Raw genomic sequence first — 12,667 nt, 5'->3', positions numbered from 1 at the left:
CCCTGGTCGGCCGCGGCGACCGCGGCCTCCGTGGCGGGAGTCCACGCGTCGACCATCGTCTTCTCGCCCGTCGTCGCCTTGCCGCGCGCCACGATCCCCTCGAGCGCGGCCTCGAGCAGCGCGACCACGCCGCCGCTGTCGAGCTCCGTGACGTCGGTGGCCCGCGCGGCCCGGAGGAACGCGGTGCCGTACAGCGGTCCGGCCGCGCCGCCGACCGTCGACATGAGGGTCGTCGCGACGAGCTTGAGCACGTCGCCGATCTGGGCGGGCTGCTCGGGCAGGGCGTCGAGCTTCGCGACGACCGCCTTGAAGCCGCGGTTGAGGTTCTCGCCGTGGTCGCCGTCGCCGATCTGACGGTCGAGCTCGACCAGCTCGTCGCGATGCTCGGCGACCGTCGCGGCGCTCGCACGCACCCACGCCACCGCCCACGCCACGTCCAGCGTCATGCCCCGTCCCCTCGACCGCGGACGTCCCGGAGCCTCACCACCGCAGGGCGGTGGTGTGCACGGGGGCGTCCCACAGGGCGGTCGTCTCGGCGTCCAGCCGCAGCACGGTGACCGACGCGCCCTGCATCTCCAGTGATGTCACGTAGTTGCCGACGAGCGAGCGAGTGACCTCGACCCCGCGCTCGGAGAGCAACGCGCGTGCCCGACGATAGACGACGTACAGCTCGGAGGCGGGCGTGCCCCCCATGCCGTTGACGAACAGCAGCACCTCCTCGCCGCCCGACAGGCCCAGGTCGTCGACCACGGGTGTCAGCAGCATCTCGGTGATCTCGTCCGCGCCCGCGAGCGGGATGCGCCGCCGGCCGGGCTCGCCGTGGATGCCGATGCCGATCTCGATCTCGTCCTCGGGCAGGTCGAAGCTCGGCTTGCCGGCGTGCGGGACGGTGCACGCGGTGAGCGCGACGCCCATGGACCGGACATTGGCGATGACCTTCTCGGCGACGGCCGCGACGGCGTCGAGGTCGTCGCCGCGCTCGGCGGCCGCGCCCGCGATCTTCTCGACGCACACGGTCCCCGCGACGCCGCGACGACCCGCCGTGTAGAGCGAGTCCTCGACGGCGACGTCGTCGTTGACGACGACCGAGCGGACGGTCACGCCCTCGGCCTCGGCGAGCTCCGCGCCGGTCTCGAAGTTGAGCACGTCGCCCGTGTAGTTCTTGACGATCGCGAGCACGCCCGCGCCGCCGTCGGCCGCCTGGATCGCGGGCGCGATCTGGTCGGGCGTCGGGGACGTGAACACCGCGCCCGGCACGGCCGCGTCGAGCATGCCGACACCGACGAACCCCGCGTGCAGCGGCTCGTGCCCGCTGCCGCCGCCGCTCACGAGCCCGACCTTGCCCTCGCGTGCGCCGCCCGCCCGCACCACGTACGGCGGGTCGAGGTGCACCTCGACGAGGTCCGGGTGCGCGGCCGCGAAGCCCTCGAGCGACTCGGCGACGACGTCCTGGGGGTCGTTGATGAGCTTCTTCACGCTGTCCGTCCTCCCGTCGACCTGGGCACGACCGCCCACGTCAGGTGCGTCGAGGCCTCGTCGTCCCGACCACCCCCACCTTCTCCGCGCCCCAAGGAACGGTCAAGGCGACGACGTGCGCCCCCGGTGCACGTTCGTGCAGCCGGGGGCGCGGTGTCACCCGGACGGGTGGCGGTGCAGGGTGCGACGAGCCGTCAGGGGCGGCCCAGGAGGATCCGGGCCTCCGCGACGAGCACGATCGAGCCGGTCACGAGCACCGCGGCCCCCCGCTCGACCTCGCTCTCCGCGAGCGACGCCGCCAGGTCGACGGCCTCGTCGAGCCGCTCGACGACGTGCACGCGGTCCTCGCCGAACACGTCGTACGCGACCTCGGCGAGGTCCTGCGGGTCGAGCGCGCGTGCCGTCGGAGCCCGCGTCACGACGACTTCCGCGAGCACCGGCTCGAGGACCGACAGGATCCCCTCGGGGTCCTTGTCCGCCATCACGCCGACGACGCCCACGACACGCTGGAACGCGAACGCCTCCTCCAGCGACGCGACGAGCGCCTCGACTCCCGCGGGGTTGTGCGCGCCGTCGACGATGACCGTCGGGCTCGACCGGACGACCTCGAGGCGGCCCGGCGACGTGACGTCGGCGAACGCGGCCCCGACGACGTCGCCGTCGAGCGCCGCACCACCGGTGAGGAACGCCTCCACGGCGACGAGCGCGAGCAGCGCGTTGTGCGCCTGGAACGCGCCGTGCAGCGGCAGGAACACCTCGGAGTAGACGCCGCCGAGCCCGCGCAGCGTGAGCATCTGCCCGCCGACCGCGACCTGCCGGTCGACGACCGCGATCTCGACGCCCTCGCGCACGACGCGCGCGCCGCGCTCCGCGGCCGCCGCGAGCACGACACCCTCGACGTCCTCGGCCTGCTGGGCCAGGACGAGCGTCGCGCCGTCCTTGACGATGCCCGACTTCTCCGACGCGATCTCGACGAGCGTGTCGCCGAGGTAGCGCTCGTGGTCCATCGCGATCGGCGTGATGACCGCGACCTCGCCGTCGACGACGTTCGTCGAGTCCCACCGGCCGCCCAGGCCCACCTCGACGACGGCGACGTCGACGGGTGCGTCCGCGAAGGCGGCGAACGCCATCACCGTGAACACCTCGAAGAACGACAGGCGCGGCTCGCCCTTCTCCGCCGACTGCTGGTCGACCAGGTGCACGTACGGCGCGACGTCCTGCCACACCTCGACGAACCGCTCGTCGCTGATCGGCTCGCCGTCGATCGCGATGCGCTCGGTCACGCGCGTGAGGTGCGGGCTCGTGAACCGGCCCGTGCGCAGCCCGTGCTCGCGCAGCAGCCGCTCGACCATGCGGCTCGTCGACGTCTTGCCGTTGGTGCCCGTGAGGTGGATGGTCCGGTACGCGCGCTGCGGGTCGCCCAGCAGCTCGCACACCGCGCGCACGCGGTCCAGCGTCGGGTCGATGTCGTGCTCGGGCGCGCGCGCGAGGATCGCGCGGTACACCTCGTCGGCGGCCTCGCGCGCGGCGCGCTCCTGCTCGGCGCGCAGGTGCTCGGATCCCTTGCTCATGCCTCGTACCCGCCCGCCTCGACGGCCTCGACGTGGACCTCGACGGCGTCGCCCGCCGAGGGGTTGACCGTGACGCTCACCGCGAGCGTCTCGTGCGCGATCGTGTCGCGGTGCGTCTCGACGTCGGCCACGTGGTCACGCGGGACGTCGAGCGTGAGCAGGATGCGGTCGCCGACGTGGAGGCCGGCGGTCTTGCGCGCGTCCTGCACCTGGCGCACGACGTCGCGCGCGTACCCCTCGGCGAGGAGCTCGTCGTCGAGGGCGACGTCGAGCACGACGAACCCGTCGGTCGACAGCACCGCGGCGGCCAGGTCGGCCCCCTCGCGCTGCTCGACGACGGTCGTCACCGCGTACTCGTGCTCCTGGAGCGCGACCTCGCCGTCGTCGGTGCGCACGACGACGCCGTCGGGCGTCTGCTCCCACGCACCCGCCTTGGCGGCCCGGATGACGGTCTGGACCGCACGGCCCAGGCGCGGGCCGGCCGCGCGCGCGTTCACGGCGAGCTGCGCGCTCACGCCGAGGTCGGCGGCGTCCGCGTCGTGCAGGCCGAGGAGCTCGACCTCGCGGACGTTGACCTCGGACGCGATGAGCCCGACGAAGGGACCGAACCACTCGGGGTGCGGCACGACGACGCGCAGCGCGCGCAGCGGCTGACGCACGCGGATCTGCCGGGCCTTGCGCAGCGCGTGCGTCGTCGACACGACCTCGCGCACGCGGTCCATGGCCGCGACGAGCTCGGCCTCGGTGTACTCGAAGCCCACGTCCGTCGCCACGACGTCGGCGGCCGTCGGCCAGTCCGTGAGGTGCACGCTGCGCCCGCCGGTCAGGCCGCGCCAGATCTCCTCCGTGACGAGCGGCGCGAGCGGCGCCATGAGGCGCGTGAGCACCTCGAGCACCGTCCACAGCGTGTCGAAGGCCGCCTGGTCCTCGTCCCAGAACCGGTCGCGCTGCGTGCGCACGTACCAGTTGGTGACGAGGTCGAGGTGGTCGCGAACGGCCTCGCACGCCTCCGCGATGTCGTACGCGTCGAGGTGGCGCGTGACGTCGTCGACGAGCCAGCGCGTGCGCGCGAGCACGTACCGGTCCATCGTCGCGAGCCCCGCGGCGCTCTCCTCGTCGACACGCTTCGCCGTCAGCCCCTCGCCGCCGCGCACCGCACCCGCGTACAGCGTGAAGAAGTAGTACGTGCTCCACAGCGGCAGCAGCACCTGGCGCACGCCGTCGCGGATGCCCTCCTCCGTGACGACGAGGTTCCCGCCGCGCAGGATCGGGCTCGACATGAGCGACCAGCGCACCGCGTCGGAGCCGTACTTGTCCCACATGACGACGGGGTCCGGGAAGTTGCGCAGCGACTTCGACGCCTTGCGGCCGTCGTCGCCGAGCACGATCCCGTGGCACATGACGTTGCGGAACGCCGGGCGGTCGAAGATCGCCGTGGCCAGCACGTGCAGCGTGTAGAACCAGCCGCGCGTCTGCCCGATGTACTCGACGATGAAGTCGCCCGGGTAGTGGTGCTCGAACCAGTCGGCGTTCTCGAACGGGTAGTGCACCTGCGCGAACGGCATCGCGCCCGAGTCGAACCACACGTCGAGGACGTCGGGGATCCGGCGCATGGTGCTCGCGCCCGTCGGGTCGTCCGGGTTCGGGCGCGTGAGGTCGTCGATGAACGGCCGGTGCAGGTCCGGCTCACCCGCCTCGTTCACAGGCAGGCGACCGAAGTCGGCCTCGAGCTCGGCGAGCGAGCCGTAGACGTCGACGCGCGGGTGCAGCGGGTCGTCCGACACCCACACCGGGATCGGCGTGCCCCAGTAGCGGTTGCGGCTGATCGACCAGTCGCGCGCGTTGCTCAGCCACTTGCCGAACTGGCCGTCCTTGATGTGCTCGGGCGTCCAGGTGATCTCCTGGTTGAGCTCGACCATCCGGTCGCGGAACTCCGTGACGCGCACGAACCACGACGACACGGCCTTGTAGATCAGCGGGTTCCGGCACCGCCAGCAGTGCGGGTAGGAGTGGTCGTACGTCTCGTGGCGCACGACGACGGACCGCTGCGCCGCGTCGACGCGCGCGAGCGGACCCGAGCCCGCCTTGAGGTCGGCGATGATCGGCTTGTTCGCGTCGAACACCTGCTGGCCGGCGTAGTCGCCGACCTCGGCGGTGAACCGGCCGCGCGCGTCGACCGGCACGACGGGCGCGATGCCCGCGGCGTCGCACGCGACCATGTCGTCCTCGCCGAACGCCGGCGCGAGGTGCACGACGCCCGTGCCGTCGTCCGTCGTGACGAAGTCCGCGGCGAGCACCCGGTGGGCGTTGTCGTGGCCCGCGAAGTAGTCGAACGGCGGCGTGTAGGAGCGGCCGACCAGGTCGGCGCCCGTGACGGTCTCGACGACGGTCGCCTCGCCGAGCTCACGGGCGTACGCGGCGAGCCGGGCAGCGGCCAGCACGACGCGCTCGCCCGGGTGCGCCTGCGCGAACGACGAGTCCGCGGCGGGCTCGACGACGACGTACTCGACGTCCGGGCCGACCGCGACCGCGAGGTTACTCGGCAGCGTCCACGGCGTCGTCGTCCAGACGAGCACCAGCTCGCCGGTCTCCAGGCGGAACCCGACCGTCAGCGCGGGGTCCTGGCGCGACGCGTACACGTCGTCGTCCATGCGCAGCTCGTGGTTCGACAGCGGCGTCTCGTCGACCCAGCAGTACGGCAGGACGCGGTAGCCCTCGTACGCGAGGCCCTTGTCGTAGAGCTGCTTGAACGCCCAGATCACCGACTCCATGAAGGTGGTGTCGAGCGTCTTGTAGTCGTGGTCGAAGTCCACCCAGCGCGCCTGGCGGGTCACGTAGTCGCGCCACTCGCCCGTGTACTTGAGCACCGACTCGCGGCACGCCTGGTTGAACTTCGCGATGCCGAGCTCGTCGATCTGCGCCTTCTCGGTGATGCCGAGCAGCCGCTGCGCCTCGAGCTCCGCGGGCAGGCCGTGCGTGTCCCAGCCGAACCGGCGCTCGACGCGGCGGCCCTTCATCGTCTGGAAGCGCGGGACGACGTCCTTCGCGTAGCCGGTCAGCAGGTGGCCGTAGTGCGGCAGGCCGTTCGCGAACGGAGGTCCGTCGTAGAAGACGAACTCGTTGCTGCCGTCCTGCCCCGCGTCACGCTGGTCGATCGACGCCTGGAACGTCCCGTCGGCGTCCCAGTGCGCGAGGACGTCGCGCTCGAGCCCGGGCAGGTCCGGCGACGCGGGCACGGGCTGGTCGGGGCGGTGCAGCGGGTAGCGCGGTGCGGTGGTCACCGTCGGTTCTCCTGGTCGATCTCGCTCACGGCCGCGAGGACGACCACCCCCGGGTGCGGGGACGACCGCGGTACCACCTCGCTTGCCGGCTCCCCCTCGCGGGGTCGTCGACCTCTCTGCTGCGGCTGTGACGGGCCTGCCCCGTCCGGTTCTACTGGGGCGCGTTCCCGCGGGCGGGTCGGAGCCTGTTCTTCCGGAGGCTCGCCGGTGATGGCCGGGTCGACGCCTGTGGGCGTGAGTCTACCGACCCGTCCTGGGAGGTCCGCCACCGCGAACACGTCCGCGCAGGCCACGGCCCGGCCGTCGCGGGAGGGCGCGACGATCGGGCCGTGGTTGGGGGTCAGCGCGTCGCGAGCGCGGCGACCTCCGTGGGGGTGAGCGCGGAGCTCCAGACGGACACCTCGTCGACGTCGCCCTGGAACGGGGTGTCCCACCAGTTGACGCCGAGCGCGAACGTGCCGGTCGTCGTCGTGAGCACGTCGGGGAAGCCCGTGCCGGTGTAGCGCGCCTCGCCGTCGACGTAGACGACGACGTCGCCGCCGTCGACCGTGACCGCGACGTGGCTCCACTCGCCGACCGGGATCTGCGTGCCCGTGCCCGCGTCGTACCACTGCGCGCCCGACCAGACCATGGTCGAGCCGCCGACGCCGTCGTGGCCCCGCGGGACCACGCTGACCCAGCTGTTCGCGTCGCGGGCCGCGAAGAACGCGGTCGTGTACGGCGTGAGCACCTGCGGGCGCAGCCACATCGACGCGGACCACGTCGAGCCGGAGACGAGGCCGTCGGGCAGCCGGACGCCGGACGTGCCGTCGAGGTGGGCGGCCTCGCCGCGCGCGCCGTCGGCGACGTACGTGACCGTGCCGCCGGCCTGGCCGATCCGCGGTCCGGTCGTCGTCGCCGGGGCGTGCGTGCCCGTGCCGTCGGCGAGGTCGCCCTCGAAGGACCACGAGCCGACGACACCGCCCGCGACACGCTGCAGGACGGTGACGTCGAACGTCGCCGTCTTCTGGACCTTGCCGTTGCGGACCGTCGCGGTGAGCGTGACGTGCGCGTCGCCCGCGCCCGCCTCGGGACGGGTCACGTCGCCGGTCTCCGAGACGACGGCCGGGTCGGACGACGCCCAGGAGATCGTCGTGCCGTGCGTGCCGGTCGTCGGGAGCGTGAGGTCGGCGACGACGCCGGACGTGTCGCCCAGGTCGAGGTCGGCGACGACCGCGTCGACGGCCTGCTTCGCGGTGAGCGACGGGACCGCGCTGCCCCAGAGCGTCACGCCGTCGCGGGACAGGACGCTGAACGTGACGACCCAGCGCGCCTGATCCGGCTGCCACGAGCGCGTGAAGACGCCGTCGTAGCGCGTGCCGCCCGCGTCGATCCGCGCCTGGTTCTTCCCCGTGAGCGCCCACTTGCCGGTGAGCGAGCCCGTGACCTTGCCGTTGGCGGTCAGCGTGATGGGGGTCGCGCGGCGCTGGTCGGCCGTGAGGGCCTTGTCGTGCGTGACGAGCGCGTACTCCCCCGCGACGTCCTTGCGCTCGACGCGCCGGTCGTCGCCACCCGCGTAGCGGTACGGGTCGAGGACGGGCCAGCCCTGCGCGTTCATCCACATCTGGTGCACACGGACCTCGTGCTGCTCGCCCTTGCCGGGGAAGCGCGCGTGGAAGACGAGGAACGTCTCGCCCGTCGCGGGGTCGCGGTACCAGCTGTTGTGGCCCGGCGACAGGTAGCCGGTGCCGGGGCCCTCGCCGGGATCGCCGACCTCGCGGGCGAACAGGTGGTTGCCGAGGATCTTGGTGCCGAACGGCTCGATCGACGCGTCGTCGAACAGCGGCTTCGACGGGTCGGCCTTGACCTGCGCCATGTCGTTCCCGGCGGCGTCGAGGTACGGGCCGTCGGGGCTCTTGGAGCGGGCGACACGCACGTTGTAGGCGCCGTTCGCGTCGAGGCCGCCGAACGACAGGAAGAGGTAGTAGTACCGCGTCTTCGCGTCGTACATGACGGTCGGGCCCTCGATCCGGCTGTGGTTGCCGCCGACGAGGTGCGTCCCGTAGCCCTGGCCCGGGACCGGCTTCCCGGTGGACGGGTCGAGCTCGAGGATGAAGATGCCGCCCGAGTACGACCCGTAGACGAGCCACCAGGTGCCCTTCGCGTCCACGAACGCGTCCGGGTCGACGGTGTTGGGGTGCACGCGGGCGTCGTAGATCGCGCCGTCGACCGCGTCGGACGGCTCGTCCCACATCCCCGACCGCAGGAAGATCCCCTGGTCGACGTACGGGCCGTCGACGTCGTCGCTCACGGCGATCCCCATCGCCGAGCGCGGCGAGTCGCCCTTGCAGGCGTTGTAGTACATCGCGTACCGGCCGTCGGGGAGCTGGATGACGTCGGCCGCCCAGAGGGTGTCGGTCTGCGCCCAGGCGAACGTCTCCGCGAGGTTCGCGCGGACGTCGTCGAAGAGCGGGTTGTCGGCGTTCGCGCCGTCGGCGACCTTCTCCCAGTGGAGCAGGTCGTCGGTCTTCGCGGCGGCGAGGTGGCTGCCGAACACCCAGATCTCGTCGTCCGCCGTGACGACCGACGGGTCGTGCACGGAGACGTCCTGGAAGGTCGGCGGGGGCGGTTCGGCCGGGCGGCGGTGCGCCTGGGCGGCGGGGGCGCTCGTGACTCCGAGCGCGAGGGCGAGGGCGGCGGCCGTGAGGGCGGCACGCACGGGGCGACGGGCCATCGGTACTCCTGGTGCGACGTCGGACGCAGGACAGGGCGCGCGTGGCGGCGGTGCCGCGCGCGTGCGCCTCGTCCGAAATCTACAACGTTGTGGGACTTCTGTACATCGTTGTAGTAGGCCCCGATCCTCTCGGGTGTCGATCGGAGATCGTTCGCGCGGTGCGTCAGCCCGCGGCGCCGACGCGGTCCTCGACGGGCTCGTCGGCCACCGTCGCACCCGCGTCGCTCCCGCGGCCGTCGCCCAGGCCCGCGAGGTACGACGCGACCCACGCGAGCGCGGAGTTCCAGTTGATCGTCATCTCGTTCACGCCGTACGCGTGCACGTCGTCGACGAAGCAGCACTGCGCCGGGCTGCCCGCGAGCGCGGCCGACACCGGGTCGGGGCAGTCGGAGTTCGGCCCGCCCGAGACGGTCCCGCGCGGCGGGGGCGGCAGGTCGGGGTCGAGCGCGTGCGCGTACCAGCGGCTGTGCTGGTTCCGGACGTCACGCGTCCCGAACCCGGTGACGTACGAGACGCCGAGGGCGTTGCGGCCGAGCAGGTAGTCGACGCCGCGCAGGACGGCGTCGCGGTAGCGGTCGTCGCGCGTGATCTCGTGCGCCGCCGCGAGGATCGCGAGGTTGTTGAGCACGAGCCCGTTGCTGCCCCAGTCGTAGCGGCCGCTCGTCGGCACGTACGGGAGGCCGAACGGCTGGGTGTCCTGCTGCTCGACCAGCGCGTCGGCGGCGTCGACGACGGACGCGCGCACGAGCGACCGCTCCGGCAGCGCGCTCTCGACGGTCGCGAGCTGCAGGCGCGCCCACGCGGCGACGTGGTTCCAGTCGAAGCCCTCGGGCTGGAAGGCCGGCCGCTCGCCGCCCAGGCGGTACGGGTTGGCGCGCAGGTCCGCGGCGTACCGGTCCTCGCCCGTCGTGAGGTAGAGCTCGGTGGCGGCCCAGAGGCGGTCGTCGTCGACGTCGAGGTCGTCGTACGGGCCGCTGCCGGCGTTCTCGAGCGTGTTGGTGTCGGGCGCGAGGACGGCGGGGTGCGTCGCGGCGGCGTCGTAGGCCGCACGAGCCGCGTCGAGCAGGCGCTCCGCGAAGGCGGCGTCGTGCGGTGCGAGGACGCGGGCGCCCTGCGCGGCGACGGCGGCCAGGTTGAGCGTCGCCGCCGTCGAGGGGCGGTGCAGGTAGCGCGGCTGCGGGTCGTCGGCGGGGAGCGTCGGGAGCGGCACCCAGCGCTCGTCGGACACCTTGTGGTGCACGAGGCCCGCGAACGGCTGCCCGTCGGGCACGACCATGCGGAGCATCCACTCGAGCTCCCAGCGCGCCTCGTCGAGCACGTCGGGGACGCCGTTGCCGCGTTCCGGGACGCGGAGCGAGCCGTCGCCGAGCGCCTCGGCGGTGCCCGCGCGCTCCGCCCGCTCGTACAGCCCGATCAGCTGCGCGACCGCGATGCCGCCGTTGACGACGTACTTGCCCTGGTCACCCGCGTCGTACCAGCCGCCCGTCACGTCGAGCGTGTAGTCGGCCGTCCACCCGTCGTAGAGGTCGATCCCGTCCGCCGTCGTCGCGTGCCCGGCGGGCAGGCACGGGACCGCGCCGTCGCCGCAGTTGGGGGCGACGTCGACGTGCCCCGCGGCGCGCCCGTACCCAGGCCCGAGCAGGTCCTCCTCGATCGCGACGCCGCTGCGCTGGCCGTAGAAGACGACGAGGGACTCGACGCGCAGGTCGTCGTAGAGGTCGGCGCCGACCGCGAACGGGTCGCTCGTCGCGTCGTCGGCCTCCAGCACGAAGCCGGTGCCGGGCGTGCGCGCGTCGTCGAAGGTCAGGACGTGGACGTCGAGGCCCGCCGACGGGTCGTGGCCGCGCGGGACCGACTCCCCCTCGGCGACGACGGCACCGTCGGCGTCGCGCAGCCGCCAGGCCACCGGCTCCGTCGCGTCCGTGACGAGCGTCGCCGTCTTCGGCCCGTGCGTGAGGTAGCCGACCTGGTTCACGCGCACGCGGGGTGCGTCCTCGCTGGTCATGTCCGTCCCTTCGTCGCGGCAGGCCGACGGCGGCCACCCTACGGCCCGGGACGGACGGCCCGGCGGTGTTCGGCCGCCCGGGAGAGGATCGGTGCATGCCCCTCGTCCTCCTCGACCTCGACGGCACCCTCCTCGACTCCGCTCCCGGCATCACCGCGTCCGTCCGCGCCGCCTACCGCGCGGTCGGCCTGCCCGTCCCGCCCGACGACGTCCTCCGGTCGTTCGTCGGCCCGCCCATCTGGGACTCGCTGCGCGCGCACGGGGTGCCGGCCGACCGCGTCGAGGAGGTCGTGCACGCCTACCGGACGGCGTTCGCGGACATCGGCATGTACGACGCCACGGTGTTCGACGGGATCACCGACGTGCTGCGCGACCTGCGCGCCGCGGGGCTGACGCTCGTCGTCGCGACGGCCAAGCCCGAGGTGTTCGCCCGGCCCATCTGCGACCGGCTCGGCCTCGCGGACCTCGTCGACGGCGTGTTCGGCGCACCGCTCGACGAGACCTCGACGAAGGCCGACGTCATCGCCCGCGCGCTCGACTCGCTCGCCGACCGGCCCGAGGCCACGGTCACGCTCATGGTCGGCGACCGCGAGCACGACGTGCACGGCGCGGCCGAGCACGGCGTCGCCTGCGTCGGCGTGACCTGGGGGTACGCCGCCCCGGGCGAGCTCGAGGCGGCGGGTGCCGTCGCCGTCGTGGACACCCCAGCGGCGCTGCGCGACGAGGTCCGGCGGCGGCTCGTCCCGACCCACCACGACGAGGTCGCGTCGCGCGCTTGACCTTGACGCTGCGTCAACTCCTACCGTGGATCAGGACCACACAGGGAACGACACGGGAGGACGGGGTGGAGGCCTCGATCCAGGAGGTCGCCCGGCTGACGGGCACCACGAGCCGCACGCTGCGGCACTACGACCAGATCGGGCTGCTCGAGCCCAGCCGGGTCGGCGAGAACGGGTACCGCTGGTACGACGAGGACGCCCTCGTCCGCCTCCAGCGGATCCTGCTCCTGCGCGACCTCGGCCTCGGGCTCACCGAGATCGGCCGGGTGCTGGCCCGCGAGCAGGACGAGACCGTCGCGCTGCGACGGCACCTCGCCTGGCTCCGCGACGAGCAGCAGCGGCTCGCGAGGCAGGCCGCGTCCGTCGAGCGGACCCTGACCGCACGACAGGGAGGAGAACCGATCATGGCCGACGAGATGTTCGACGGCTTCGACCACACGCAGTACCAGGACGAGGTCGAGGAGCGCTGGGGGAAGGACGCGTACGCGCAGGGTGACACCTGGTGGCGCGGGCTGTCCGACCAGCAGAAGCGCGACTTCCAGGAGGAGGCCGCGCAGCTCGGTCGCGACTGGGGCGCCGCGGCCGAGGCCGGCGTCGACCCGGTGTCCGACGAGGCGCAGGAGCTCGCGCGGCGGCACGTCGCGTGGCTCGGCGGCATCCCCGGCACGCCCGGGCACGGCACCGCGCCCGTCCGGGAGTACGTCGTCGGGCTCGCCGACATGTACGTCGCCGACCCGCGGTTCGCGAAGAACTACGGCGGCGAGCAGGGCGCCACGTTCGTCCGCGACGCGCTGCACGAGTACGCGGCCCGCCACCTCTGACGGCGCCGCGCCGGGCGTACG

General features: G+C 73.3%; 8 protein-coding genes. 2 read left to right on the top strand and 6 right to left on the bottom strand.

Annotation, left to right across the window (positions count from 1 at the left end; genetic code table 11):
• The 6 genes from dhaL to HGA02_RS02850 all read right to left on the bottom strand — a co-directional run.
• A partial coding sequence (gene dhaL / locus HGA02_RS02875) for a dihydroxyacetone kinase subunit DhaL (protein WP_168677385.1) occupies positions 1 to 446 on the bottom strand: 446 nt, incomplete at its 3' end.
• Between the two features lie 34 nt (positions 447 to 480).
• Positions 481 to 1,476: a dihydroxyacetone kinase subunit DhaK gene (gene dhaK, locus HGA02_RS02870; protein WP_168677384.1), complete on the bottom strand. Its 996-nt coding sequence runs from the start codon at positions 1,474 to 1,476 to the stop codon at positions 481 to 483.
• A 194-nt stretch (positions 1,477 to 1,670) separates the two neighbouring features.
• Positions 1,671 to 3,047, bottom strand: coding sequence for a bifunctional folylpolyglutamate synthase/dihydrofolate synthase (locus HGA02_RS02865; RefSeq protein ID WP_168677383.1), 1,377 nt, complete (start codon positions 3,045 to 3,047; stop codon positions 1,671 to 1,673).
• Positions 3,044 to 6,328, bottom strand: a complete 3,285-nt coding sequence (gene ileS / locus HGA02_RS02860) for an isoleucine--tRNA ligase (RefSeq protein WP_168677382.1) — start codon at positions 6,326 to 6,328, stop codon at positions 3,044 to 3,046. The genes HGA02_RS02865 and ileS overlap by 4 nt, the downstream gene beginning before the upstream one ends.
• A 340-nt stretch (positions 6,329 to 6,668) precedes the next feature.
• Positions 6,669 to 9,041: a LamG-like jellyroll fold domain-containing protein gene (locus tag HGA02_RS02855; RefSeq protein ID WP_168677381.1), complete on the bottom strand. Its 2,373-nt coding sequence runs from the start codon at positions 9,039 to 9,041 to the stop codon at positions 6,669 to 6,671.
• A 163-nt stretch (positions 9,042 to 9,204) separates the two neighbouring features.
• Complete coding sequence (locus tag HGA02_RS02850) at positions 9,205 to 11,046, bottom strand: glycoside hydrolase family 9 protein (RefSeq protein ID WP_210728084.1); 1,842 nt, start codon at positions 11,044 to 11,046, stop codon at positions 9,205 to 9,207.
• Between the two features lie 95 nt (positions 11,047 to 11,141).
• Between HGA02_RS02850 and HGA02_RS02845 the strand changes: the two genes are divergently transcribed.
• Both HGA02_RS02845 and HGA02_RS02840 read left to right on the top strand, forming a co-directional pair.
• Positions 11,142 to 11,825: an HAD hydrolase-like protein gene (locus tag HGA02_RS02845; RefSeq protein WP_168677369.1), complete on the top strand. Its 684-nt coding sequence runs from the start codon at positions 11,142 to 11,144 to the stop codon at positions 11,823 to 11,825.
• Positions 11,826 to 11,890: 65 nt separating this feature from the next.
• Positions 11,891 to 12,646, top strand: a complete 756-nt coding sequence (locus tag HGA02_RS02840) for a TipAS antibiotic-recognition domain-containing protein (protein ID WP_168677364.1) — start codon at positions 11,891 to 11,893, stop codon at positions 12,644 to 12,646.
• The last annotated feature ends 21 nt before the right edge of the window (positions 12,647 to 12,667 follow it).

This window comes from Cellulomonas septica, from assembly GCF_012396155.1.
GTDB lineage: Bacteria > Actinomycetota > Actinomycetes > Actinomycetales > Cellulomonadaceae > Cellulomonas > Cellulomonas septica.
The sequence above is the reverse complement of the archived record's forward strand: the minus strand, read 5'-3'. Positions and strand labels throughout refer to the sequence as shown.